Origin of the sequence: Thermodesulfobacterium sp. TA1 (assembly GCF_008630935.1) — a bacterium.
Taxonomy (GTDB): Bacteria; Desulfobacterota; Thermodesulfobacteria; order Thermodesulfobacteriales; family Thermodesulfobacteriaceae; genus Thermodesulfobacterium.
In genome coordinates this window covers 1,292,730-1,316,607 of sequence record NZ_CP043908.1, presented here as the reverse complement: position 1 = coordinate 1,316,607, position 23,878 = coordinate 1,292,730, and the positions used below count along the sequence as shown (strand labels likewise).

The following is a 23,878-nucleotide window of genomic DNA, read 5'->3' as shown; positions in this document are numbered from 1 at the left end:
TTTAAAGGCTTAAATAATGGCTTAAAAACCTTCTAACATGGCTTTTACCTCTTGGGTATAGACTCCTTTTCTTTTTTCGTAGATAAAAAGTGGGGGTAAAACTAAGGTTTCTTCTCCTGCAAGTTTTACCGCCTCAACCAAGACAAACCGGGCGTTATCCCCAGGGTAGGAATGGACAAACCTTAAGGTTTTAGGCTCAAGCCTTGTTTCCTTTAAGGCAGAGATGAGTTCAGCGGTCCTTAGGGCGGTAAAAATCAGGTAAAGTCTTCCTCGGTTTTTAAGCAGTCTGGCTACGTTTTTTAGAAAATTTTTTAGGCTTAAACCTATTTCTCTTTTAGCCAGATTTTTAAGAGGGTCTGGGCTTTGCCTTCCGCAACCAACCTTAAAATAAGGTGGGTTAGAGAAGACTACGTCAAACCTTTCTTGTTTAAAAGGGCTTTTTAGGATGTCTCCTTTTACCAAAAAAACAGGGTTTTTGAGTTGGTTTTCCTGAAGGTTTTTTTTAAGGCAGGACACGAAAACAGGGTCAACCTCAAGTGCCCAGAGTTTAGCCTTAGGGTATTTTAGCGCAGCCATCAGGGAGACTATCCCAGACCCAGCTCCAACCTCAAGTGCCTTTTCTTCAGGTTTTAGTCTTAAAAAATGACCCAAAAGCAAGGCGTCTATCCCAAACCGATAGCCCTTTTTAGGCTGGTAGACCTTTAATCTGCCTTGAAAAAAGGAGGTAAGGGTTAGGTCTTGAGCAAGGCCTTCCATAGCAGTTTTACCACCTGATTGTGTAAGAGTTTACCTTTAAACGTAAGGGTTAGGCTGTGGTCTCTTTTTTCTATCAAACCTTTTTTAGAAAGGTTTTTTAACAGGTCTTCTTTTAAGGTGTAGCCAAACTCGTTTTTAAGTCTTTTTAGGTCTATTCCTTTTTGGAGCCTTAACCCCATAAAGAGATATTCCTTGGCAAACTCAAGGTTATCAAGCCTTTCTATGATTTTTAGGGGAAGTTTTCCTTTTATCAGCAGGTTTTCAGCGTAGGCTTTTAGGTCTGCCGGGTTTTGCCATCTAAGGTTTGAGACCCGCGAGACTGCCGAGGGACCAAGCCCGAGGTAGGGTTTTACCTCCCAGTAAAAAAGGTTGTGCTGGCATTCGAAACCAGGTTTAGCATAGTTTGAGATTTCATAACGCAAAAAACCCCTGGTTTTGAGGGTTTCCTCTATCACAAGGTAGAGCTTTTCCACGGGTTTTTTAGGGGAAAAACCAGAAAAAGGCCGGTTTTTTTCTATGGTTAGTTCATAAAAAGAAAGGTGGGTAGGAGAAAAGCTTAGGGCTGTTTCTATCTCTTTTTTTAGGGTTTTTTCTCCTTGGTGCCTCCAGCCGAAGATAAAGTCTAAGGAAAGGTTTTTAAAAAGGGAAGAGGCGGTTTCTAAGGCTTTTAGGGTGGTTTTTAGGTCGTGGGTTCTTTGTAGGGTTTTTAGGCCCTTTGCCGTAAGGCTTTGGACCCCAAGGCTTAGCCGGTTAAAACCTGCCTGCAAGAAACCTTTTAGTTTGTCAGGGGTGAGGGTGTCAGGGTTGGCTTCAAGGGTTAGCTCTTCAGGCGAAAAGTTAAACACAGAAGCAAGAAGCTCAAAAACCGATTGGTAAAACCCAGGAGAAAGAAGGGAAGGGGTGCCTCCTCCGACATAAAAGGTGGTAAACCTGAGATGGTCTGGGTCTAACAAAGAGAACAAGAAGGGTTTAAGCTGACTTACCTCAGCCTTTAAGGCTTTAAGATAGGCTTTTTCATCTAAAGTTGAGGGAACATGAGGGATAGAGTAAAAATCACAGTAAGGACACTTTTTTAGACAAAAGGGGACATGAAGGTAAAGGGCAGCCTCAACCAAGGACATAAGGGTATTATAATTCAGGCTATAAGGGTTAGCAAGGTTTTAAGGGTTAAGAAAGAACGATAGATTGACAATTTTTTTTTTTGTATTAACATCAGTTTAGTAATATTTGTTAGCATTTTTTTATGGTTTAGTGTGGAAAGTCTGAGTTTAAGAGGGAGGAAGACAGGGGATGAACTATTTAATCTGGTTGGTAGACTATGGGATAATCGGGGTTTTGGTTGGGTTAAGCGTGATTTCTATAGCGATAGGGATAGAAAGGTTAAGTTATTATAGGAGGGTTGAGCTTTCAACCTATAAGCATGCCAAGGAGCTTGAGATAGACCTGACGAAAGGGCTTTATGTGATAGCTACCGTTGGGGCTAATGCCCCTTATATTGGGCTTTTAGGGACGGTTTTAGGGATTATGCTCACTTTTTATACCATCGGGCAAGAAGGGATGGTTGACAGCAGAAAGATTATGGTAGGGTTGGCTTTAGCTTTAAAAGCCACGGCGGTTGGGCTTTTGGTAGCCATACCTTCTACGGCGTTTTACAACTACCTTTTAAGAAAGGTAAAAGAAAAGGTTGCCTTATGGGAACTCCATTTTAACCGTTAGTTAAAAAGGGGACAGGAATGGAAGAAAAGGAGTTTGATTACATAAACGTGATACCTTTGGTAGACATCATGTTGGTTTTATTGACGATTGTGCTTGTTACCGCTACGTTTATCGTGCAGGGAAGCATTCCTGTAAACCTTCCTAAAGCCAAATCTGCAGAGACGGCCGAAATAAGGACCTATCAGATAACCCTTACCAAGGAGGGAGAGGTTTTTTTTGAAGGCAGAAAGGTCAGTCTAAAGGAGCTTGAGGATTTGGTAGGAAGTTTAAAAGGGGAGGTGCAGGTCTCTATCTTAGCAGACAGGTCCTCTCAGGTGCAAGGGCTGGTTGATGTGCTTGACCTGTTAAAAAGGCATGAGGTAAAAAGGGTATCTATAAAAACCGAGGTTGTAAGATAAAGGGATGGTTTCTGCAAGGTATCTTTCTACTTCTTTTTTTTTACATCTTTTGGTTTTGCTGGGTTTTTTGGTGGTTTTTAGACTAAGTGAGGTTGGGTCTGCTAAATACATAGAAATAGACTTAGACGCTTATTTAGGACCAGAGCTGAGAGGAGACACCCAAAAGGAAGGGAAAAAAGAGGCGGGTTCTCTTTTAAACCAACCTTTTTTCAACCAACCTTTGCCAGCCAAAGAACAAAGGTCTGAACAAGCTTTGGTAGAAGAGGACACAAACCCAACGATGGTTAATCAGGAGGAGTTCTCAGCTAAGAAAGAGGCTTCTTCTCAGAGGGTTTTAGCCAAAGAGACTCCTTTACAACCGGCAGAAGGGTCAGGAGGACATAAAGCGGCTTATTCTGTTGAGGCGGCAAACGAGGGTGGTTTAAAGGCTGGAGGGTTTAAAGGTGAGGCTCAAGAGGGTAAAGAGGCAGAAAAGGCAGGGGAGCAGTTTCTTGCGCAAAAGTTTTCTATCATCTCAGACATCGTAAGAAGGCATCTTCAATACCCCTATCTGGCAAGAAGGATGGGATGGGAAGGAAAGGTGGTTGTTTCTTTTGTGCTTACCAAGGAAGGGACGGTAAAAGAGGTTAAGGTGGTTAATTCTTCTGGTTATAAAGTGTTAGACGAAAACACCGTCGCTACTTTACAAGCCTGTGCCAAATACTTTCCTGTCCCTCCGGTAGACGTTAAAGTCAAACTTCCGGTAACCTACAAGCTAAACTAAAAGCCTTCAGTTAAAAGTCCTTAATTTTAATGGTATATTTTTAGGTTATAATGTAAGGTTAGAGGTTTTATAATGGTGGTTTTACCCTAAGTTGGATGGGGATTAAGAGGTGGGTTTACGCGTATCTGTTGATTGGCACGATAAAAAGGATGTGGGTGTTAAGGATATAAAGGGTAAAAGACAGGTTGGTTGGGGTACCAAGGTTTAGGAAGTTAAGAGCCGGAGGTAAGGGATATGGGAGGGTTAGATAAAGTGGGTTTTCAGGTTAGGGTTCAAGGGATTAGGTTTGTTGTCTTACTGGTGGTGTTTTGTTTAGTTTGGTTGGTTAGCCTTGGGGGTTGTAAAAAACAGGAGAATCTCTCTGAAAATACCGTAAAGGTGGTAAGGGCTTTAGACGGAGATACCGTGTTGCTTCATAACGGAGAAAGGCTCAGGTATGCAGGGATTGACACCCCTGAGTTAAACCATGGGAAGGGCTTACCGCCTCAGCCTTTTGCTGAAGAGGCCTACAGGTTAAACAAACGGCTGACCGAGGGAAAGGTTTTTAGGCTTAAGGCCTCCCTTAAGGAAAAGGACCATTACGGAAGGCTTTTAGGGGACCTTTATTTTGAAAACGGGACTTCGGTTTCTGAGATACTGGTGAGGGAAGGGTTGGCACTGGTTTGTTATTTTCCGGGAAGTGCAGATTATTATCATAAGCTACTTCCTTTGCAGGCAGAGGTGGTTAAAAAAAGAAAGGGCTTTTTTTCTTTGCTTGACAAACAACCAAAAGGGGTGGTTTACATCGGAAATAAGCAGTCTAAAAGGTTTCATCATCCAGACTGTACGGAGGCTAAGAGGATAAAAAGAAAGGTTTATTTTAAAAGTTTAGAGGAGGCTTTTTTGGAGGGGTATTGTCCCTCCAGAGAGTGTTTTGATAAAATTTTTCCGGGTTATTAAGGTTTTTTAGACCTGGGTGTTATTTTTTCAAGGCCTCCCATGTAAGGACGCAGTGCTTCTGGGATGATTACTGAGCCGTCTTCTTGTTGGTAGTTTTCTAAGATGGCCATAACCGTTCTTCCTATAGCCAGTCCAGAGCCGTTTAGGGTGTGGACAAACCTTGGTTTTCCACCGTCTTTGGGGCGGTATCTGATGTTAGCCCTTCTTGCTTGAAAATCCTCAAAGTTAGAGCAAGAGGAGATTTCTACATATCTTTTTTGTCCAGGGGCCCAGACCTCTATGTCATAGGTTTTGGCAGAGGCAAACCCTAAATCTCCTGTGCAAAGGGCTACTACCCTATAATGTAGCCCAAGGAGTTGTAAAACCTCTTCTGCGTCTAACAGCAAGGATTCAAGCTCTTGATAAGAGGTCTCAGGGGCTACAAACTTTACCAGTTCTACCTTGTTAAACTGGTGTTGTCTGACTATTCCTCGGGTGTCTCTTCCATGAGACCCTGCTTCAGACCGAAAACAGGGTGTGTAGGCGGTGTAGTAGAGGGGAAGGTCTTCTTCAGACAGGATTTCGTCCCTGTGGAGGTTGGTTACAGGCACTTCTGCGGTGGGGATAAGATAGTAGTCCCAGTCTTCAAGTTTAAAAAGGTCTTCTTTAAACTTGGGTAGCTGGGCGGTGCCTATGAGAGAGGTTTCGTTAACGATAAAAGGAGGAAGAACCTCTTTATATCCGTGTTTTTTAACATGTAGGTCTAACATAAAGTTTATCAGCGCTCTTTCTAAAAGGGCTCCTTCGTTAAAATAAACCACAAACCTTGAACCGGTAATTTTGGCAGCCCTTTCAAAATCAAGGATACCAAGTTTTTCTCCTATTTCCCAATGGGGTTTTGGTTCAAAACCAAACTGAGGAGGCTCTCCCCATCTTTTTACCACTATGTTTTCTGAGTCGTCTTTGCCTAAAGGGACGGTTTCATGAGGAAGGTTAGGAAGGTAAAGAAGTTTTTCCTGCAGGGTTGTTTCTACTTCAGCAAGTTTGGCTTCTAAGGTCTTTAGTTCTTCTCCTAAACGTTTAACTTCTTGTGCTAAAAGGTTTGCCTCTTCTTCTTTTCCTTGTTTTTTCAGCCTTCCGATTTGCTCAGATTTTTCCTTTCTCAGGTGCCTTAAAGCCTCTACCTGCTGGATAAGGTTTCTTCTTTGCTGGTCTAAAGAGAGGATTTCGTCTATAGGAAAGTCTTGACCACGGGTTTTAAGTCTGGCTTTTACCCAATCAGGTTTTTCTCTTATCAGTTTTAGGTCAAGCATTAGTCCTCTCCCACAGGTTTATTTAAAACAAGTTATAAGATGTCCAAGCTTTTCTTTTTTGGTTTTAAGGTAGTTATAGTTTTCTGGTCTGGGGGGTATTTCTATGGGGACCCTTTCTACTACCTTCATTCCGTATCCTTCCAGACCTACGATTTTTCTTGGGTTGTTGGTCATAAGCCTTATTTGTTTTATCCCTAAATCTCTAAGGATTTGAGCGCCTATCCCATAGTCTCTTAGGTCTGGTTTGAACCCTAAGGCTAAGTTAGCCTCTACCGTATCTTTACCTTCGTCTTGCAGTTTATAGGCTTTAAGTTTGTTTAAAAGGCCTATACCCCTTCCTTCTTGTCTAAGGTAAAGGATGACCCCTTTGCCTTCTTTACCTATCATTTCCATGGCTTTTTTTAGCTGAGGACCACAATCACACCTTAACGAACCAAAAACATCACCGGTAAGGCATTCAGAATGCACCCTTACCAGGACAGGGTTTTCGTCTATTTCTCCCATAACCAAGGCAATATGGGTGGCGTTGTCTATAAAGTTACTGTAGGCTATCAGTTTGAAGTTGCCGAAAGCCGTAGGAAGACAGGTTTCTACCTCTCTTTTTACCAGGGATTCGTTTTGGAGGCGGTAGGCGATGAGGTCTTTTATGGTTATTATCTTTAGTCCAAACTCCTCGGCAAACTTTTCTAAGTCAGGCAGCCTTGCCATCGTGCCGTCGTCTTTCATTATTTCACAGATAACCCCGGCTGGTTTAAGCCCGGCGAGCCTGGCAAGGTCAACGGCGGCTTCTGTATGCCCTGCTCTTACCAAAACACCACCTTTTCTTGCTATGATAGGAAAGACATGTCCAGGGGTGATAAAATCTTGAGGGGTGCTGTTTTCGTCTATCACCAGTTTTATCGTATAAGCCCGGTCATAGGCAGAGATACCTGTGGTGATACCATGTCTTGCGTCTATAGAAACCGTAAAGGCGGTTCCAAAAGGGTCTATGCCTCGTCTTGGTTGTAGAGGAAGTTGAAGCCTTTCTGCGATTTCTTGGGTGATGGCCAAACAGATAAGACCTCTTCCGTGTTTAGCCATAAAATTAATAGCCTCAGGGGTTACCTTTTCAGCGGCTAAGATGAGGTCTCCTTCGTTTTCTCTGTCCTCATCGTCAACCACGATGATTAGTTTCCCTTGTTTTAGGTCTTCTAAAGCTTCAGGAATGGTGCTTATAGGCATGACTAATTTAAACCTCCTTTGCAGGTTTCTGGTTTTATTTTTGAAAAATCGTTTTAATATAATAAAACTCATTTAAATTTTAGCAACCACAAAACAAGGGATGTTTTAAAAAACATGAAAAAGATCGAGGGCCTGACCAAGTCTGCTACCTCGGTTACGGTTGCGGTTTTTATCAGCCGTATCTTGGGTTTGGTAAGAGAACAGGTGCTTGCCTATTTTTTTGGGGCAGGAAAAATCATGGATGCCTATGTGGTAGCCTACCGTATCCCTAATCTTTTAAGGGACCTCTTTGCAGAAGGGGCTTTAGGGTCAGCCTTTGTAAAGGTTTTTAGCTCAACCTTAGAAAAAGAAGGTCCTGAAAAAAGCTTTAAGGTAGCCCAGACCATCCTTTCTAACCTGTTGATAATCTTAGGGACGGTAGTAATCGCAGGGGTTTTAGCCGCCCCTTGGATAGTAGGTTTTATAGCCCCTGAGTTTACCAAAGACCCAGAAAAGTTTGGGTTAACCGTTAGGCTTACCCAAATCATGATGCCCTTTTTACTTTTTATAAGCCTTTCTTCTGTTTTAGCAGGGATGCTTAATTCTTTTAGGGTGTTTTTTTTGCCAGCTTTTTCTTCAAGTATTTTTAACGTAGCCTCTGTTTTAGTCGGGGTTTTAGGCTATTTTTTATGTGTAAGCATTAACCTAAACCCTATCTATGCTATGGCTGTAGGGGTTAGCTTAGGGGGTTTTCTCCAGTTTTATTTTCAATACCCAGAGGTAAAAAAGAGGGGGTTTTTCTTTACTTTTAGCCCAGATTTTAAAGACCCTTCTTTTAGAGAGGTCCTCAGGCTAATCTTACCGGTAATCCTTGGGCTTTCTGCCGTCCAGATAAACATCTTTATCAACACTTTTTTTGCTACCTCTTGTGGAGAAGGGGCGGTTTCTTGGTATTCTTATGCCTTTAGGATAATGTATGTACCTTTAGGGCTTTTTGGGGTAGGTCTTTCTCAAGCCTTACTCCCTGAGCTTTCAAGGGCGGTAGCCAGAAAAGACTTTGTTTCTGCTAAGGATACCTTTTCTCGGGCTTTGGTGGTTTCTTTAAGCCTTTCTTTGCCTTCAGCGGTAGGTCTTTATTTTTTAGCCCAACCGGTGGTAGAGGTTTTGTTTGAAAGGGGAAGGTTTACCTCGGTAGACACGCTTAACACCGCAGAGATTTTAAAGCTCTTAGCGCTGTCTCTCCCGTTTTACGGGCTTTCTAAAACAGCGGTCCCTCTTTTTTATTCTTTGGGAAAGACCATCGTTCCTTCCTTAGGTAGCATCCTTGCAGTACTTACTAATCTTACGGTTATCCTTCTTACCATAAAATCACTTGGGATAAAAGGTGTGGCTCTTGGCACCTCTTTTTCTCTGGTTTTGCAGTGTTTGTTTTTGCTGACGGTTGGGGCCATGATTTTAAAAAACCTGCCTTTAAGGTTTTTGCTAAAAAGCCTTTTTACCTTGGGGATAGCCCTTTTAGCCTTGGTCGGGGTTTTGTTTCTCTTAAAAACCTTAGGGCTAAAAAGCTGGAGCTACTTAATCACAGCCATACCGACAGGGGCGGTGGTGTTTTTAGGGGTTTGTAAGGTTTTAGGACCTGAAGAAACTTATCTTTTTTGGGTTAAACTAATAAGAAGATAAAAAAACTGCAAGGAGGCTGAGACATGAAGGCAAGTCCTTATATTTTTCGAGAGTATGATATTAGAGGTAAGGTAGGGCAGGATTTTACCGAAGAGGTGGTAAGGGAAATCGGCAGAGCCTATGGGACGATGGTTAGACGTAATGGAGGAAAAAGAGTGGTTTCTGGAAGAGACGGTAGGCTTTCTTCTCCTGTCCTTCAGGAGGCTTTGATAGAGGGTATTTTGTCCACAGGGGTAGAGGTGTTAAACATAGGGCTTACCCCTACACCGGTTATGTATTTTTCCCTTTTCCGTTTGCCAGAGGTAGACGGAGGAATACAGGTTACCGGTTCCCACAACCCCCCAGAGTTTAACGGGCTTAAAATCTGCTTAGGTAAAGATACCCTTTTTGGAAAACAAATCCAGGCTTTAAAAGAATTGGTAGAAAAGGAAGATTATGAAAAAGGGACAGGAAAGGTAGAAACTATAGAGGTCCTTCCTGATTACATAGACTATGTTTGTGCTAACATAGACCTTGCAAGACCGGTTAAGGTTTGTCTTGACCCTGGAAACGGGGTGTGTGCCTTAACCGCCCCAGAGATTTTTAAACGTCTAAACTGCGAGGTTGAGTGCCTTTTTTGCGAAATAGACGGAAATTTTCCTCATCATTTTCCAGACCCTGTGGTTCCAGAAAACCTTAAATGGTTAAAAGAAAAGGTGGTGTCTGAAGGGTATGAGGCAGGGTTTGGTTATGACGGAGACGGAGACAGGTTAGGGGTAATAGACGAAAAGGGTGAGATCATCTGGGGGGATAGACTGCTTTATGTTTTTGCCAAGTTTTTACTGAAAAAACACCCAGGGGCTAAGGTTATCGCTGAGGTTAAGTGTTCTCGGACCTTTTTTGAAGGGATAAAAAAACTGGGAGGCCTTCCTATCATGTGGAAAACAGGCCATTCCTTGATAAAGAGCAAGATGAAAGAAGAAAAGGCTCTTCTGGCAGGAGAGATGAGCGGACACATGTTTTTTGCAGACAAATGGTTTGGGTTTGACGACGGGGTTTATGCCTCGCTTAGGCTGGCTGAAATCCTTTCTCAGATAGACCAACCCCTTTCTGAGGTTCTCAAAGAATTGCCTTCTATGTATGCTACCCCAGAAATAAGGGTTGAATGCCCTGATGAGGTTAAGTTTAAGGTAGTTGAAAGGCTGGTGGCTAAGTTTAAGCAGGAAGGATTAAACGTAATAGATATAGATGGAGCAAGGATTGAATTTCCTCAGGGATGGGCTTTGGTTAGAGCCTCTAACACTCAACCAGTGCTGGTTTTAAGGTTTGAAGCTGAAACCGAAGAATTCCTCGAAGGCCTAAAGCAAAAGGTTAATCAAGCTTTAGACGAGGTTTTAAAGGAGACAAAACCATAAAAATTACCATAAACCGAGGCGGTTATGGAAAATTTTGAGCACCTCATAAACCTTCTTCCCATTCCTCCTAAGACTAAAAAGGCTATCTGGGCTTTAAAACTGGTTAAATCTTTATGGACCAAAATCTTAGACCAAGAGCTGGTTTTATGCTCAAATCCAGTAAGATATGAAGAAGGAACCTTGATAGTAGAGGTTCCAGACTATTATCGTCTTCAAATCCTTCAGCTAAAAAGCAAAGACCTTTTGCAAGAGCTGGAAAAAAATGTTCCTGAAGAGTATAAACCTATGTTTCTTGACCTCAAACTGGTTATAAACCCTAAACTTTTAGAAGGATTATCCAGAAAAACCAAGTCTATAAACAAATACAAAAAAGACATTTTGGATAAACAGCTTAAAAGCTTAGAAAATATTTTAAAGAATATAGGAGACCCTGAACTTGCTAAGCTTTTTAAAGGTTTATTAAAGAGACATTTTGAAGTAAAAATACAAAACTCAGCTGAATAAAGTTTGCAAGTTTTACAAATACCCCTGGGTTTTACCCCAGGGGGTTTAAGGTTTAAGAAATTTTACTTATTTTCAGGAGCGGCTGCAGGAGCAGCTTCTTTCTTTTCTTCTTTTTTGGCGGCTTTTTTAGCCTTTTTAGCTTTCTTTACTTCTTTCTTTTCAGCTTTTTTCTCAGCTGCAGGGGCAGCAGCCTTTTCAGCTGCAGGAGCAGCCTGCTCAGCTGCAAAAACAGGAGATACTAAAAGAGCTAAAGCAGCAACTAAACCTAATACCTTTTTCATAACCTACCTCCCTCCTTAAGAGTTTTTTTGTTTGGGAAAATTAAAAGCAAGAAACATGCCTAAAATTAAAAAGCTTAACTTTTGGGTTTAAGCAAGGAAATTAGAGAAAGGGTTTAAGAAAAAGGGGGTGCTTATGCAAAAATTGCACAAGTTTTTTTTTGCAAAAATTACATAAGGGTTAGTCTTGTAAGGTAGGGTCTTCCTTTTCTCCGGTAAGGATGGCTATCAAGTCTTTTACGCTGATAATCCCTTGTTTTTTCAAACGATAACCGTTGGCTCCGCTTATAAAGATGCCTTCTTCGTAGTTGCCCAGCCAAGCGGCGCTAAGCTTTTCAGCTATACAAAAGCCTACTTGGGAGGCCTTTTCCCCTTTTTTGCAAGGGGTTAAACAGTTAGACACGCATCCTTTAAAATCTTTATATCCTGCTAAGAATTTTTCTATAAAAGGGGTTTTTACCACCCTTAAAGGATAGCCTACAGGAGAGGTTATCAAGATTATGTCTTCTGGTTTAGCCTTAAGTAAGACTTCTTTATAGATCTGAGGGGCGTCGCATTCGTAGGTGCAGATAAACCTGGTGGCTATCTGTACTCCTGCTGCCCCCATTTCTATATACCTTTTGATGTCCTGATAGCTCCACACCCCACCGGCTACGATAACCTTAAGGTCTCCCCAGTTTTTAGCCTCTTCTAACACCTCTGGCAAAAGGCTTTCTAACTGAAAGCCCTTTTTAAAACAGTCTTCTTTATGAAATCCCTGATGGCCTCCTGAAAGAGGTCCTTCTAAAACCACCGCGTCAGGTAGTCTTTGATAGCGTTTTTCCCAGGTCTGACAAATAAGTTTTAAAGCCCTGGCAGAGGATATGATAGGGATTAAGGCTATGTCTTTGCCTTTTACGTATTCTGGAAGTTTGAGCGGAAGTCCTGCCCCAGAGATGATGGCATCAGCCCCTGCTTCAACGGCGTCTCTTACCATCCTTCCATAGTCTGTAATCGCACAAAGGATGTTTACCCCTATAGCACCTCTTCCTTGGGAGATCTCTTTTGCCTTTTTGATAATCCTGGTTAGGGCTTCTTTGCTATGGGTATTTTCAGGACCTATAGGTCTTCCAAATTTATCTGTTTTGACAAGCTCTGGAAACCTGTAGCCTGTTCCTACTGCAGAGACCACCCCCATCGCCCCTTCTTTAGCCACAGCACCTGCTAAGTTTTCCCAAGAGATACCTACCCCCATTCCTCCTTGGATTATAGGCACATCTAACGTAATCTTTCCTATGGTAAGTTTAGGTAAAGCCATCTTAAGTTTCTCCTTTTTAGACTATTTCTAACATCCTTTTTACGGCGTTGTAAGCCTTGACCCTTATCTCTTCGTCCACTACCACCTCAAACTCAAGGTTTTCAAGCGAGGCTAAAAGGTTTTCCAACGTGATTTTTTTCATCGAAGGACAAACCATTTTTTCTGGGGCAGGGTGATAAAACCTTTTTTCAGGGTTTTGTTTAGACAAGGGATAAAGTAAGCCTACCTCGGTTCCGATGATAAATTCTTGGTTGGGAAGTTCTCTTGCTAACCTAAGCATTCCGCTGGTTGAGGCTACCCTGTCTGCTAAGTCTATTACCTCTGGCCTACATTCTGGGTGGGCGATAAACAAAGCCTCAGGATGGGCTTTTTTTGCCTTTAAAACCTCTTCAGGGGTGAGAAGATGATGAAAAGGGCAAAAGCCTTCAAAGTAGACGATTTCTTTATCTGGATAAAACCTCTGGGTGTATTGGGCTAAGTTCATGTCAGGAAGCATGATGATTTGTTTTTGGGGAAAGGTACCTACTACTTTTACGGCGTTGGCTGAGGTGCAACATACATCACTTAAAGCCTTTACCTCTGCGGTAGAGTTTACATAGGTGACAACCGGTGCGTCTGGATATGTTTCTTTTAACCTGATTACGTCTTGAGGGGTTATCATGTCTGCCATCTCACAACAGGCACTTCCTACAGGAAGAAGGACCTTTTTTTGGGGGGAGACTATCTTAGCGGTCTCTGCCATAAAATAAACCCCACAAAAAACGATAACCTCGGCATCGGTTTTACTGGCTTTAAGGCTAAGCTCTAAAGAATCTCCCCTTAAGTCTGCTATGTCTTGTATCTCAGGAGGTTGATAGTTATGGGCCAAGATGATAGCTTTTCTCTTTTGTTTTAACTCCAAGATGCGTTCTATGAGCTTTTGTTTTTCCATCCACCCCTCCTAAGGGTTTAAACATAGATTTTTTAGTAGAAATATATAGTTTTATCGTTGTTTTTCAAGCAGGTTTTTTAGGTTTTCGTAGCAGGAAAAAGGCACATTAAGGTTGTTTCGTCCTTTTCCCAGCTTAATGTCAGGTTTGTTGGCTCCATGAAAGTCGCTTCCTCCGGTAACGATAAGGTCAAGTTTCTGGGCGGTTTCTAACAAAAACTGGGTAAACTCTTTGGTATGTTCGGTATAGTAAGCCTCAATTCCCATCAAACCTAAATCTTTTAAAAATTTAAGATAGTTATAGAGGTCTGCATAGGAGAGGTTGAGGCTAAAAGGATGGGCTAAAACCGGGATACCTCTGGCCTGTTTGATTTTAGTTATGGCTTCTTCAGGAGAAAGTAAGGACTTAGGGACATAGGCTAAAGCCCCTTTTTTAAGGTATTTTTGAAAGGCCTCTTCAAAGGTTTGGACTATCCCTTTTTTAATCAAAAGTTTGGCGATGTGAAGCCGTCCTAATTCTCCTTGGTTTATAGTTTTTAATTCTTCTAAGGTTATGTCTATCCCTGCTTGTTGGAGTTTTTCTATCATCTTTTGGTTGCGCTGTTCTCGGGCTTGCTGTAAAACCTCTAAGGTGGCTTGTATTTCAGGCACTTCAGGGTCTAAAAAATAACCTAACAGATGAAAATTCCCTGGTCCTTCAATCTTAACGCTTATTTCTACTCCGCAGATAAAGGGAAGGTCTACCTCTTTAGCGGTAAGATAAGCTTCTTTCAGTCCTTGGGTAGTGTCGTGGTCTGTAAGGGCTAAGGCTTGTAATCCCTCTTTTTTAGCCAGCAATACCAATTCCTTAGGGGATAAAGTTCCGTCAGAGGCGGTAGAGTGAGTATGAAGGTCAACCAAGGTCTACCTCCTTTCTTTTTTCTTGTATTCATAAGAAGCTTTGATAAAAGACGTAAAAAGAGGATGAGGGGCTATAGGTTTAGACTTAAACTCAGGATGGAACTGTACACCTACAAACCATGGATGGTCGGCTATTTCTACTATCTCTACCAATTGTTCGTCTGGAGAGGTTCCTGTTATCTTTAAGCCTGCTTTTTCTAAAGCCTCTCGATACTGGTTGTTAAACTCATAACGATGTCTATGTCTTTCAAAGACCAATTCTTGTTGATAGGCCTCCCAGGCTTTAGAACCTTTTAAGAGCTTACAAGGATAAGCCCCAAGACGCATCGTCCCACCCAAATCACACCCTTCCTCTCTTATCTCAACCTTACCTGTGCGGTAGTTGTACCATTCTTTCATCAGATAGATCACTGGATAAGGGGTTTGGGGGTCAAACTCTGTAGAGTTAGCCTCTTTCCATCCTAACACGTTTCTCGCAAAATCTATGACCGAAAGCTGCATTCCTAAGCAAATTCCAAAAAAGGGAACCCCCTTTTCTCGAGCATATTTTATGGCTAAAAGTTTGCCTTCAATTCCCCTTACTCCAAAGCCCCCTGGCACAAGGATACCATCAACATCTCTAAGGAATGAGTCCACGTTTTCTTCGGTAAGCTCGTCAGAGTTTACAAACTTTAGGTTTACCTTTAAACTATTACCCAATCCTCCATGCACTAAGGCTTCGTTAAGGGATTTATAAGAATCCTTAAGATTTACGTATTTACCAATTATCGCTATGGTTACCTCATCTTCTGGATTTTTGTAGATGTTTACTATGTTTTCCCAAAGAGAAAGGTCTGGTTCTCTGGTCCACATGTTAAGATATTCTACGATTTTTTTATCAAGGCCTTCTTGATGAAATACCAAAGGTATTTCATAGATGCAGTCTACGTCTTTGGCGGTGATTACCGCATCGTCTTCTACATTACAAAAAAGGGCTATCTTTTTTTTGATGTCAGGAGGTAAAAACCGGTCGGTCCTACAAAGAAGGATGTCAGGCTGGATTCCTATGGCCCTAAGCTCTTTTACGCTATGCTGGGTAGGTTTGGTTTTTAACTCTCCTGCGGTTTTTATGTAAGGCACATAGGTGAGATGTATAAAAAGGGCGTTGTCTCTTCCAAGTTCATAACCTAACTGTCTTATAGCCTCAAGAAAGGGAAGGCTTTCGATGTCTCCTACTGTTCCACCTATTTCTATTATCGCTACGTCTACGTTGTCTTCAGCCAAACTTAGGATAGCCTGTTTGATTTCATCGGTTACATGAGGGATGATTTGAACCGTGCCACCTAAGTAGGCCCCTTTTCTTTCTTTGGTGATGACCGAATAGTAGATTTTACCTGAGGTGTAGTTGTTTTTACTTCCCATCTGAGCCTGGGTAAACCTCTCGTAATGCCCAAGGTCAAGGTCTGTTTCTGAACCGTCTTCAGTAACGTAAACCTCTCCGTGCTGAAAAGGGTTCATCGTGCCAGGGTCTACGTTGATGTAAGGGTCAAGTTTCTGAAAGGTAACCCTTAACCCTCGGGCTTCAAGCAAGGCACCTATGGCAGCAGCAGCAAGACCCTTTCCCAAAGAAGAAAGCACCCCTCCTGTAATAAAGATAAACTTGGTATGCACGTTTATTCTGTTTCTGGGTTTTCTCATAGTTTCTACACCCCTTTTAATATTTTCCATTTGGTTGAGGTAGTGGTTAAACTTTGCAACCCCTCTTTGGTAACTAAAAAGGTTTCTTCTACCCCTATAACCCCAAGCCCAGGGAAATGAAACTTAGGTTCTAAGGCTATTACCATGTTTTCTTGTAAAACCATTTTTTGTTTTTTTCCTAAAACAGGTGGTTCATCTATCTGTAGCCCAACTCCATGACCTACAAACCCAAGGTCTCCGTCAGAGTTCATAAAATAATGGCCTAACCCTGTTTTTTCAGCCAACTCCTTGGCTTTAGCAAAAACCTCTTCCCCGTTAAGCCCTGGTTTGATAAAAAACTTTAATTCGTTTAGGATAAAAAGACTTGCCTGAAAGACTTCTTGGGCATAGGGAAGTTTTTTAAAACTAACCATCCTGGTTTGGTCTATGTAGTATCCTTGATGATAACCGCTAAAGTCTAACAAAATAGGTTCATCTTGTTTGAGACGTTTTTTTAAGGTTGCACCTCCTGGAAAACCTTCAACCCCCTTACCTCCTTCTCCGGTGTAATAATGGGTAGCCTCAAGCCCCTCTTTACCAGAGATAAGATATCCATAGGTAAGCTCAAACCCATTTAAAGACCTGGTTAGTCCAGGATGACCTAAAAGCCTCAACTCTTTTTCTAAGATAGCACTGGCATCTATTTCTTTCATGCCTGGTTTAAGTTGAGGCAGAGCTCTTTTTAAGGCTTTATCAAGCATTTTGCCTGCCTTTTTGATACACTCTATCTCATAAGCACTTTTCACCGCCCTTACTTCTAAAATAAACCTGTCTATACCGACAAACGTATATCCCCCAAGTAACTCTTGATACCTTAGAAAATCTCTTAAGCTTATTTTCTCTTTTTCTATGCCTATTTTCCCTTTAAGACAGAAAGCGGTTATGTGTAGAGGAAGGTCTTTTAAGGTTTTTAATGGTTCGCAAGGGACCAAGGCCTCTTTTTTAGCCCTTTCCCAAGGCCGGTTGACTAAGAGTTTAACTTCCTTAAGACTTACCAACAAAAAACCTTTAACCAACGTTCCGGTAAAATAAAAGAGGTTTATGGGGTTGGAGATTAGGGCTAAGTCAATCTGGTTTTTAGCAAGTAAAGCTTGAAGTCTTTGAAGGCGGTCCTTTACTTCATCGATTTTTAGGTTCATCTTTGTTTTCTTGTTCCTTTTGTTCTGTTTGACTGGAAACTTCTTGGTCTGTTTTTTTTAACTTTTCGGCAATAGCCAAAACGGTGTTAGCATATGGTTCGCTAATGTTATATTTCATGATGACCGATTTTTTCTGTTCAAGAGTTCCGTTAAGGTTGTATCCTTCTTTTTTAAGATAGTTGGCTATACTGGCTAAGGCATCTTCCATTTTAAAAAGGTCTACCTTGCCGTCTCCATCCCAATCATACCCATAGATTACATAGCTTTTGGGAACAAACTGAGGATATCCAAAGGCTCCGAAAATAGACCCTCTTATAGAAAAGGGGTCCCATTTGTTTTGATAACATATGGTAAGAAAGTATAAAAGTTCGTTGTAGGCCCAGTTGCTTCTTTTGGCGATGATGTTTGAATTTCTTTCGTCGTCAAGAGAAAGGTTTTCGTCATACACAAAATTTTTAAGCAGGTCTTTGTTTCCTGAAAGGGTAAGGCTAAAGAAAACGTTAAAAACAGGAAACTTACCGGTGTTTTGACCTAGGTTGGTTTCAACCAAAAAAATACCTACGATAACCTCTTTGTCAACCCCAAAGATTTTTTCAAGCTCTTCTAAAAAGGTAAGGTTTTCTTGGAGAAAATTTCTTGCTCGTTCAATCCTCTGGTTTTCTAAGAATTGATGATAGGGAAGTTTGGTTTCTTTCCAAGTAAGTCTTTTGATCATCAGGTTAGGCAAGTAGGCAAGCTCAGGAGAGGAAAAAACCTCTTCTATATAGTCTTCAGGCACCTTACCTTTCAGGTCGTTTTTAACCCTATTTTTAAGGTCCTCTACATAGGGTTTAAGCAAAGGGTCATTAGCTAAAACCTTCACAGGTTTTATGGCAGGATGAAAAAGGGTAGCTAAAAGTCCTAAAACCAAACCTAAGATAAGCAAAGAAAAGGTCCAGACTACCCTTCTTTGGCTAAATTGAGTAAAGAGCCCTTTAAAATGCATTCTCTCTCCCTTTCTGTAAGCTCGGCCAATGCCCAAACCTCACCTTTACCTTTAATGACTATTTTAATCCTTTTTTCTCCTTTTTCTATTAGGTTTCTAATGTTTTCTATGATAAAAACATCCCCTTGGGAGATTTTTTCGTAATCTGCTGGATTTTCAAACACTAAAGGAAGGATACCAAAATTAATCAGGTTGCTTCTGTGGATCCTGGCAAAGCTTTTAGCTATCTTTACTCTTACTCCTAAATATCTTGGGGCTAAAGCTGCATGCTCTCTTGAGGACCCTTGACCGTAGTTTTCTCCTCCGACGATCCCCACAGCCTTTCCCTTTTCTTTTAATTCCAAGGCTTGCTTAGCAAACTCTGGGTCTACGTTTTTATAGACAAACTGACTTATCGCAGGAAGGTTGCTTCTCAAGGGCAGAATTTGAGCCCCGGCAGGCATGATGTGGTCGGTAGTAATGTTGTCTCCAACCTTTAACACAAAAACCCCTTCTAAGGTTTCAGGAAGAGGGTCAAAAGGCGGGAGAGGAGCTATGTTTGGTCCTCTTATGATTTCTACCTTTTTAGCCTCTTCTTCTGGTAGCGGAGGTATCAATAAGGTATCGTTGATAAGGAATTTTTCAGGAAGGGTTACCTCTGGATATTCCCCTAATTCTCGAGGGTCGGTGATAACTCCTTTGATGGCAGAAGCTACCGCAGTTTCAGGAGAGACCAAATAAACAAAATCAGGGTTTGTGCCTGAGCGTCCTGGGAAGTTTCTGGTAAAGGTTCTGAGGGAGATAGAGTTGGTCGGAGGGGCCTGTCCCATTCCAATACAGCCTAAACATCCACTTTGATGAAGCCTCGCTCCTCCTTCTAACAAGGATTTTAACCCAGAAAGCACCACCAAGTTTTCAAGCACCTGAAGGGACCCAGGATTTACCTCAAAACTTACGTCAGGATGGACCCTGTGCTTTTCAAGTACCTTAGCTACCACGAGTAGATCTTTTAGTGAGGAGTTGGCGCAAGAACCGATGATTACTTGAGCAACCGGTTTCCCTGCTTCGTCGGCTACTCTTTTTACGTTGTCTGGAGAGGAAGGACAGGCACAAAGAGGTTCTAATTTAGAAAGGTCAACTTCGATAATCTCATCGTATTGGGCGTCTTCATCAGGTAAAAGCTCTACAAAGTCTTGTTCTCTTCCTTGGGCTATCAGCCATTTAAGGGTGACCTCATCTGAAGGAAAAATGCTGGTAGTTGCCCCCATTTCAGTTCCTAAATTACAGATGGTAGCTCTTTCGGGAACGGTTAACTGTTTTATGCCAGGGCCAAAATATTCTAAAATCTTGCCTAAGCCTCCTTTAACCGTAAGTTTAGAAAGGAGATAAAGGGCGATGTCTCTTGCGGTTACCCAGGGCTGAAGTTTTCCTTCTAAATACACCCCTACGATTTTTGGGGTTCTAAGATAAAAAGGTTTCCCTGCCATAGCCATGGCTACATCAAGACCACCGGCACCTATCGCTATCATTCCGCATCCGCCTGCGGTAGGGGTATGGCTGTCAGAGCCTAACAAAGTTTTACCTGGCTTAGTAAAACGTTCTAGGTGGACCTGATGACAAATTCCGTTTCCTGGCTTAGAAAACCAGATACCATAACGTTTGGCGATGCTTTGTAGAAACCTATGGTCGTCTGCGTTTTTAAAATCGCTCTGTAAAATGTTGTGGTCTACATAAGAAACAGAAAGCTCGGTTTTAACCCGGTCTATCCCTATGGCTTCAAACTCAAGATAAGCCATCGTACCGGTTGCGTCTTGGGTAAGGGTTTGGTCTATCTTAATAGCGATTTCTTCCCCTGGGATTAGACGCCCAGATACCAGATGGTTTTCTAAGATTTTGTAAGCCAATGTTTTTCCCATCTTGTCCTCCTAAGAGATTTTACTAAAAGTTTTTTAAATTTCTCCAAAACATTCAGGAAAAAGGGCTTTAAGCCTTTCTAAGATTTTTTCTACCTCGTCTTTTATAGATTTAAACCTTTCTATCTTTAATGAGAAAAGGAAAAATTCAGAAATAGAGAAGGAGGTATAAAGAGAAAGGCCTGTAGAAGGGTGGTCTAAAATAAAGAAAAAGTTGGGAAGAAAAGGAGTGATTTTGAGTAGGTCTTCACAGGCACCTTCTATTTTTACGGTAAACAGGATGTGTTTAGCCTTTAAAAAAGCAGGAAGATAGGCTTTTTCTTTTGTGGTTAAAATTTCTAACAACACGTCTTGAGAAACAAGGATAGAATGTTTAGGCAAAACGTCTTTCAAAAATTCAGAAGGAATTTCTTTTGAGAGGAACAGATAAAGATTTTTAACCAATTTTAGGTCTATGTGTTGAGAAATCAGCTCTCTTAGGGTATACCCAGAAAGGGTAAGTAAAAACTCTCTTTTTCCGATTTCATCAAACTTTATACCTGTAGGGGTGCGCTCTAAGAACTTATAGATAGGACTATCGCTCGAAGCCTTCACCCTTAAGGTAAGATAAAAAAGTTTAAAAGCTTCTTCTAAAGGCAGTTTAAACTGATTTTTTACCGTTAATAAAAACTCTTTCGGTTCCTCTGGTAAACTTCCTATCCAATTAAACTTCATCGGAAAAAACCAGCCTTATATAGAGATTTTTTTAACGTAATGTTTCTATTTTACAATCGATTAACTTTTCTGCAAGGATTAAGTCTTCCTTAAACGTAATCTTAAGGTTTAGCCAAGACCCTTCTACTACATAGACAGGATAGCCAAAATGGTTTAGAAGGGAGCTTTCATCTGAAAAATCCAACCCTTCGGTTAAAGCCCTTTCTAAACAGTTTAACAGAAGTTCTGCCTTTATCCCTTGAGGGGTTTGGATGTGAAAAAGGTTTTTTCTGGGGATGTTGGTTTTTACCAACCGGTTTTCTACCAAGTTTAGGGTGTCTCTTACAGGAATAGCAGGAACGGCTGCACCATAAGAAAGAGTAGCTTTTATTACTTCGTAAATAAGAGATTCAGAGACAAAGGGCCTTACGGCATCATGCACAAGAAAAACCTTAGTTTCTAAAGGAGCAACTTTAACCGCCTTATATACAGATTTTTGTCTCGTTTCTCCTCCTTCTACAACGTTTAAAACTTTTTTTAAGTTAAATTTTTGTATCAACTTTTTAGTATGGTCTAAGTAAGCCTGATGGGTAGCTATGATTATTCCATCTACATGGGAACACTTTTCAAAGGTTAAAAGGGTCCTGATTAAAAGGGGTACCTCTTTTATGTCTAAAAACTGTTTAGGTAAGGCCTCTCCAAGCCTTTCTCCTTTACCTGCAGCAGGTATGACTGCAATTATCATAAGCCTTCTTTAGTTTTTTTCTTTTTAGGGTTAGAATTATAATAGACAAAAAGAGAAAATAAAGGGGAAAAAGATGGCAGGTAATAGTTTTGGAGTTTTTTTTAGGGTGACCACTTTTGGGGAATCTCACGGAAGGGCTTTAGGGGCGATCGTAGAGGGTTGTCCACCAGGTTTAACCCTTACAGAGGAATACATCCAACAAGAGTTAGACAAAAGACGGTCGAAAGAGTTTATCGGACAAACCCCAAGAAAAGAAAAAGACCGGGTAGAGATACTATCTGGGGTTTTTGAGGGATATACTACAGGCACCCCTATAGCCCTGATAGTCTATAACGCCGACGTTAAGTCCTCAGCCTATCAAAACCTAAGGGAGGTTTTTAGACCAGGGCATGCAGATTTTACCTACCATATGAAATATGGAGGCTTTAGAGATTACCGAGGAGGAGGAAGAAGTAGTGGGAGAGAAACGGTAGCGCGAGTGGCTGCTGGAGCGATAGCTAAAAGGATGCTTGAAGAATATGGAATTTCTGTGATAGCTTATACGATAGCCTTAGGTGGGGTAGTGGCTGAAAAAAGAGACCTTTCTGTGGTATACCAAAACCATCTTTATTGTCCTGATGAAGAGGCTTATGTTAAGATGTGTGAAAAGATAGAAGAGGCGCTTAAAGAGGGGGATTCCTTAGGAGGGGTGGTAGAGGTTTTAGCCAAGGGAGTGCCTTCAGGTCTTGGAGAACCTGTGTTTGACAAACTTGAGGCAGATTTGGCTAAGGGATTGATGAGTATAGGTGCGGTAAAGGGGGTAGAGGTTGGGGCAGGCTTTAAGGCTGCAGGACTTAAAGGCTCAGAAAATAACGACCCCATTTCTTCCCAAGGTTTTTTAAAAAACGATGCAGGAGGGATTTTAGGGGGGATTTCCTCTGGACAGGATATTATCTTTAGGGTAGCTGTCAAGCCTATACCCAGTATAAGAAAACCTCAAAAAACGATCAACCTTCAAAAGGAAGAGGTAGACCTTATCATAGAAGGAAGACATGATGTTTCTGCTATACCAAGGATTGTGCCTGTAGTAGAGGCTATGGTAAGAATAGTCCTTGCCGACCATCTTTTAAGACAGCTTGCCTATCTTGCTTTTCAACAAAGATTGCCTTTCCCTAAGTTTTTTGAGTAGTCAGTTTTAACCTAAAAATTTTCGTAAATAACCAGCTTCTATTATCAGGTTGGTGGTTTGAGAAGAAAGCCCAGCTTTTAAGTTTTTTAACATGGCAGAGGTTACCTCTTTATGCTCTTCGTTAGAGTCGTAGTTAAGGCTTAAAGTGTTTAGCAGGTTTAATGTTTTTATGAGTTTAGTTTTTACGTCTTCAGGCATAAGGTCTAAACATTTAGGGTTAAAGTATTGTAGGGCCTTAGACAGGTCGAATTCTAAGTTTTGATAATAATTTTTAAGCTCCTGTAATTCCTCTTTGGTTAAAGCACTTAAACCAAAAATTTCAGGAGGAAGGCCTATAGAGTAGCAGGCAGCACAAAAGCTTATAACCCTGGGAAGGACTATCCCATGCAGACTTCTGGAATAACCAAAAAGTCCTATGTGAAGCTTTCTCATCCTCCGTTTAGGTACATATTTAGCTATCTCGTTTATTGCAGGGGCAAGAGGTGCTATGGTAGCCCTATACTCTTCTGAAATCTTTTGGATGAGCCTTTCACAAAAAGCTACATCTATTTCTGGGATAGGATGCCTTATAAAGGTCTTTACTTTCTTAACCGCTGCGATGACATCTTCTACCGGAAAGTCGTACTTAAAGGCAGACTGAACGGTAAAGGTCTCTACCGAAGAATATTCAGAAAGTACCTTCTCAACGGTATAAGGAGAAAAATTACCTCTAAAAACAGGAGTTCCTACCCCTAAGATAGGATAAATTTCTACCTCGCGGTTAAGAGAAAGTTTTTCCAGCTTTTTTAAGGCTACCTTTACCCCTAACACCGCACTTACCAGTCCATAGTTTAAAGCTGGGTCAGAACGGGCTAAAAATACCCTAAGATAATTAAAATTTTTATCTTTTAAGTATTCTTCTAAAATTTGGTCGACCCCGAAAAAGGATTCTATGTTTTCAAAAAGGGGGATAACGTTGATGGTTTCCGGTAAAAACTCTCCTACCCATTCGGCTATGGTAATGTCTCCTGGATAGATAGGATGATGTTGCAGTCCTGCAATAAAATTTTTATAGTAATAATAAATCCGATTAAGCTCTTTGGCAGAGGTGGTCATCGGAAGGATGACTTCAAAAATAGGAGGGGGATGGTCTTTTAAAAACACCCGAGCTGCATCCATAGATCGAGGGATGCTTTCTAAGGCCTCAACCAAGATTTTAGCTTCGTCTTTTTCTACGGTTGGATTGGGAACCCTCAGGGTGATAAAGCAGTCTCTTCCTAATAGGTGTTTCTTAAAAAAGGTTGGGTATTTACTGTAGAGTTTTTTTACGACAAAGTCGTCTACCTCTTTTCCTTCACTGTCCCACATCTGTTCATCACAACCTAAGTGAGAAAAGGCGTAGTAAGCCTCTTGGATTTCGTCTTCACCTGACATGTCAGGATGTTCTGCAAAAAAAGGCATGGAAACATTGTCAGGATGTTGGGTAGACATAACCCTTGGAATTTTCATAAAACCC

23 protein-coding genes are annotated in these 23,878 nt (G+C 41.3%); 8 read left to right on the top strand and 15 right to left on the bottom strand.

Features of this window, described 5'->3' with window-relative positions; genetic code table 11:
• Positions 1 to 21 precede the first annotated feature (21 nt).
• Both F1847_RS06720 and hemW read right to left on the bottom strand, forming a co-directional pair.
• Positions 22 to 756 carry a tRNA1(Val) (adenine(37)-N6)-methyltransferase gene (locus tag F1847_RS06720; protein ID WP_150072309.1) on the bottom strand — a complete coding sequence of 245 codons (735 nt, stop codon included), beginning with the start codon at positions 754 to 756 and terminating at the stop codon, positions 22 to 24.
• Entirely contained in the window at positions 732 to 1,877 is a 1,146-nt protein-coding gene (hemW, locus tag F1847_RS06715; protein ID WP_150072308.1) for a radical SAM family heme chaperone HemW, read from the bottom strand. Before hemW ends, F1847_RS06720 begins: the two co-directional genes overlap by 25 nt.
• A gap of 169 nt (positions 1,878 to 2,046) precedes the next feature.
• Here hemW and exbB point away from each other — a divergent pair, with 169 nt between their 5' ends.
• The 4 genes from exbB (at position 2,047) to F1847_RS06695 (ending at position 4,572) form a co-directional block, all read left to right on the top strand.
• The gene (gene exbB, locus F1847_RS06710; protein ID WP_150072307.1) at positions 2,047 to 2,472 is read left to right on the top strand and encodes a TonB-system energizer ExbB; all 426 of its coding nucleotides are present in this window, start codon (positions 2,047 to 2,049) and stop codon (positions 2,470 to 2,472) included.
• A 17-nt stretch (positions 2,473 to 2,489) separates the two neighbouring features.
• Positions 2,490 to 2,870: a biopolymer transporter ExbD gene (locus tag F1847_RS06705; RefSeq protein ID WP_150072306.1), complete on the top strand. Its 381-nt coding sequence runs from the start codon at positions 2,490 to 2,492 to the stop codon at positions 2,868 to 2,870.
• A gap of 4 nt (positions 2,871 to 2,874) precedes the next feature.
• Entirely contained in the window at positions 2,875 to 3,633 is a 759-nt protein-coding gene (locus F1847_RS06700; RefSeq protein WP_150072305.1) for an energy transducer TonB, read from the top strand.
• 234 nt (positions 3,634 to 3,867) lie between these two features.
• Positions 3,868 to 4,572: a thermonuclease family protein gene (locus F1847_RS06695; protein ID WP_150072304.1), complete on the top strand. Its 705-nt coding sequence runs from the start codon at positions 3,868 to 3,870 to the stop codon at positions 4,570 to 4,572.
• Here F1847_RS06695 and serS read toward each other — a convergent pair.
• Positions 4,569 to 5,864 (bottom strand): serine--tRNA ligase, encoded by a 1,296-nt coding sequence (serS, locus tag F1847_RS06690; protein WP_150072303.1) that lies wholly within the window; start codon positions 5,862 to 5,864, stop codon positions 4,569 to 4,571. The two genes, F1847_RS06695 and serS, sit on opposite strands and share 4 nt — an antisense overlap.
• A gap of 18 nt (positions 5,865 to 5,882) precedes the next feature.
• On the bottom strand, positions 5,883 to 7,085 hold the full coding sequence (locus F1847_RS06685; protein ID WP_150072302.1) for a bifunctional 3,4-dihydroxy-2-butanone-4-phosphate synthase/GTP cyclohydrolase II: 1,203 nt from the start codon (positions 7,083 to 7,085) through the stop codon (positions 5,883 to 5,885).
• Between the two features lie 114 nt (positions 7,086 to 7,199).
• Between F1847_RS06685 and murJ the strand changes: the two genes are divergently transcribed.
• Genes murJ through F1847_RS06670 form a run of 3 tightly spaced genes read left to right on the top strand, consistent with a single transcriptional unit; the run spans position 7,200 to position 10,642 of the window.
• The gene (gene murJ, locus F1847_RS06680) at positions 7,200 to 8,744 is read left to right on the top strand and encodes a murein biosynthesis integral membrane protein MurJ (RefSeq protein ID WP_150072301.1); all 1,545 of its coding nucleotides are present in this window, start codon (positions 7,200 to 7,202) and stop codon (positions 8,742 to 8,744) included.
• A gap of 23 nt (positions 8,745 to 8,767) precedes the next feature.
• Positions 8,768 to 10,138: a phosphomannomutase/phosphoglucomutase gene (locus F1847_RS06675; RefSeq protein WP_150072300.1), complete on the top strand. Its 1,371-nt coding sequence runs from the start codon at positions 8,768 to 8,770 to the stop codon at positions 10,136 to 10,138.
• Between the two features lie 24 nt (positions 10,139 to 10,162).
• Entirely contained in the window at positions 10,163 to 10,642 is a 480-nt protein-coding gene (locus tag F1847_RS06670) for a DciA family protein (protein WP_150072299.1), read from the top strand.
• 62 nt (positions 10,643 to 10,704) lie between these two features.
• Here F1847_RS06670 and F1847_RS06665 read toward each other — a convergent pair whose 3' ends face one another.
• The 10 genes from F1847_RS06665 to ispD form a co-directional block, all read right to left on the bottom strand.
• Positions 10,705 to 10,923, bottom strand: coding sequence for a hypothetical protein (locus F1847_RS06665; RefSeq protein ID WP_150072298.1), 219 nt, complete (start codon positions 10,921 to 10,923; stop codon positions 10,705 to 10,707).
• A 178-nt stretch (positions 10,924 to 11,101) separates the two neighbouring features.
• The gene (locus F1847_RS06660) at positions 11,102 to 12,217 is read right to left on the bottom strand and encodes a nitronate monooxygenase family protein (RefSeq protein WP_150072297.1); all 1,116 of its coding nucleotides are present in this window, start codon (positions 12,215 to 12,217) and stop codon (positions 11,102 to 11,104) included.
• 16 nt (positions 12,218 to 12,233) lie between these two features.
• Positions 12,234 to 13,148 carry a quinolinate synthase NadA gene (nadA, locus tag F1847_RS06655; RefSeq protein WP_150072296.1) on the bottom strand — a complete coding sequence of 305 codons (915 nt, stop codon included), beginning with the start codon at positions 13,146 to 13,148 and terminating at the stop codon, positions 12,234 to 12,236.
• Between the two features lie 51 nt (positions 13,149 to 13,199).
• Entirely contained in the window at positions 13,200 to 14,045 is an 846-nt protein-coding gene (locus tag F1847_RS06650) for a PHP domain-containing protein (protein ID WP_150072295.1), read from the bottom strand.
• Positions 14,046 to 14,048: 3 nt separating this feature from the next.
• Entirely contained in the window at positions 14,049 to 15,722 is a 1,674-nt protein-coding gene (locus F1847_RS06645; protein WP_150072294.1) for a CTP synthase, read from the bottom strand.
• A gap of 5 nt (positions 15,723 to 15,727) precedes the next feature.
• A complete protein-coding gene (locus F1847_RS06640; RefSeq protein WP_150072293.1) occupies positions 15,728 to 16,900 on the bottom strand; it encodes a Xaa-Pro peptidase family protein in 1,173 nt (390 codons plus the stop codon).
• Positions 16,881 to 17,885 (bottom strand): lytic murein transglycosylase, encoded by a 1,005-nt coding sequence (locus F1847_RS06635; RefSeq protein ID WP_150072292.1) that lies wholly within the window; start codon positions 17,883 to 17,885, stop codon positions 16,881 to 16,883. The genes F1847_RS06640 and F1847_RS06635 overlap by 20 nt, the downstream gene beginning before the upstream one ends.
• Positions 17,840 to 19,780, bottom strand: coding sequence for an aconitate hydratase (locus F1847_RS06630; protein ID WP_150072291.1), 1,941 nt, complete (start codon positions 19,778 to 19,780; stop codon positions 17,840 to 17,842). Before F1847_RS06630 ends, F1847_RS06635 begins: the two co-directional genes overlap by 46 nt.
• 33 nt (positions 19,781 to 19,813) lie before the next feature.
• On the bottom strand, positions 19,814 to 20,491 hold the full coding sequence (locus tag F1847_RS06625; RefSeq protein ID WP_150072290.1) for a hypothetical protein: 678 nt from the start codon (positions 20,489 to 20,491) through the stop codon (positions 19,814 to 19,816).
• A 31-nt stretch (positions 20,492 to 20,522) separates the two neighbouring features.
• On the bottom strand, positions 20,523 to 21,215 hold the full coding sequence (gene ispD / locus F1847_RS06620; RefSeq protein WP_150072289.1) for a 2-C-methyl-D-erythritol 4-phosphate cytidylyltransferase: 693 nt from the start codon (positions 21,213 to 21,215) through the stop codon (positions 20,523 to 20,525).
• A gap of 73 nt (positions 21,216 to 21,288) precedes the next feature.
• On the opposite strand from ispD, the gene aroC reads away from it, so the two are divergent.
• Positions 21,289 to 22,383 carry a chorismate synthase gene (aroC, locus tag F1847_RS06615; RefSeq protein WP_150072288.1) on the top strand — a complete coding sequence of 365 codons (1,095 nt, stop codon included), beginning with the start codon at positions 21,289 to 21,291 and terminating at the stop codon, positions 22,381 to 22,383.
• Positions 22,384 to 22,389: 6 nt separating this feature from the next.
• On the opposite strand, the gene ppcA is transcribed toward aroC, so the two are convergent.
• A complete protein-coding gene (gene ppcA, locus F1847_RS06610) occupies positions 22,390 to 23,871 on the bottom strand; it encodes a phosphoenolpyruvate carboxylase (RefSeq protein ID WP_150072287.1) in 1,482 nt (493 codons plus the stop codon).
• Positions 23,872 to 23,878: the final 7 nt, after the last annotated feature.

Excerpts from the sequence above, each read along its gene's own strand:
- F1847_RS06665 (WP_150072298.1), bottom strand. The coding sequence starts at position 10,923 with ATGAAAAAGGTATTAGGTTTAGTTGCTGCTTTAGCTCTTTTAGTATCT.
- aroC (WP_150072288.1), top strand. The coding sequence starts at position 21,289 with ATGGCAGGTAATAGTTTTGGAGTTTTTTTTAGGGTGACCACTTTTGGG.
- F1847_RS06720 (WP_150072309.1), bottom strand. The coding sequence starts at position 756 with ATGGAAGGCCTTGCTCAAGACCTAACCCTTACCTCCTTTTTTCAAGGC.
- exbB (WP_150072307.1), top strand. The coding sequence starts at position 2,047 with ATGAACTATTTAATCTGGTTGGTAGACTATGGGATAATCGGGGTTTTG.
- F1847_RS06675 (WP_150072300.1), top strand. The coding sequence starts at position 8,768 with ATGAAGGCAAGTCCTTATATTTTTCGAGAGTATGATATTAGAGGTAAG.
- ppcA (WP_150072287.1), bottom strand. The coding sequence starts at position 23,871 with ATGAAAATTCCAAGGGTTATGTCTACCCAACATCCTGACAATGTTTCC.
- ispD (WP_150072289.1), bottom strand. The coding sequence starts at position 21,215 with ATGATAATTGCAGTCATACCTGCTGCAGGTAAAGGAGAAAGGCTTGGA.
- F1847_RS06660 (WP_150072297.1), bottom strand. The coding sequence starts at position 12,217 with ATGGCTTTACCTAAACTTACCATAGGAAAGATTACGTTAGATGTGCCT.
- F1847_RS06705 (WP_150072306.1), top strand. The coding sequence starts at position 2,490 with ATGGAAGAAAAGGAGTTTGATTACATAAACGTGATACCTTTGGTAGAC.
- serS (WP_150072303.1), bottom strand. The coding sequence starts at position 5,864 with ATGCTTGACCTAAAACTGATAAGAGAAAAACCTGATTGGGTAAAAGCC.
- F1847_RS06685 (WP_150072302.1), bottom strand. The coding sequence starts at position 7,085 with ATGCCTATAAGCACCATTCCTGAAGCTTTAGAAGACCTAAAACAAGGG.
- F1847_RS06670 (WP_150072299.1), top strand. The coding sequence starts at position 10,163 with ATGGAAAATTTTGAGCACCTCATAAACCTTCTTCCCATTCCTCCTAAG.
- F1847_RS06640 (WP_150072293.1), bottom strand. The coding sequence starts at position 16,900 with ATGAACCTAAAAATCGATGAAGTAAAGGACCGCCTTCAAAGACTTCAA.
- F1847_RS06635 (WP_150072292.1), bottom strand. The coding sequence starts at position 17,885 with ATGCATTTTAAAGGGCTCTTTACTCAATTTAGCCAAAGAAGGGTAGTC.
- F1847_RS06625 (WP_150072290.1), bottom strand. The coding sequence starts at position 20,491 with ATGAAGTTTAATTGGATAGGAAGTTTACCAGAGGAACCGAAAGAGTTT.
- F1847_RS06645 (WP_150072294.1), bottom strand. The coding sequence starts at position 15,722 with ATGAGAAAACCCAGAAACAGAATAAACGTGCATACCAAGTTTATCTTT.
- hemW (WP_150072308.1), bottom strand. The coding sequence starts at position 1,877 with ATGTCCTTGGTTGAGGCTGCCCTTTACCTTCATGTCCCCTTTTGTCTA.
- F1847_RS06630 (WP_150072291.1), bottom strand. The coding sequence starts at position 19,780 with ATGGGAAAAACATTGGCTTACAAAATCTTAGAAAACCATCTGGTATCT.
- murJ (WP_150072301.1), top strand. The coding sequence starts at position 7,200 with ATGAAAAAGATCGAGGGCCTGACCAAGTCTGCTACCTCGGTTACGGTT.
- F1847_RS06700 (WP_150072305.1), top strand. The coding sequence starts at position 2,875 with ATGGTTTCTGCAAGGTATCTTTCTACTTCTTTTTTTTTACATCTTTTG.
- F1847_RS06695 (WP_150072304.1), top strand. The coding sequence starts at position 3,868 with ATGGGAGGGTTAGATAAAGTGGGTTTTCAGGTTAGGGTTCAAGGGATT.
- nadA (WP_150072296.1), bottom strand. The coding sequence starts at position 13,148 with ATGGAAAAACAAAAGCTCATAGAACGCATCTTGGAGTTAAAACAAAAG.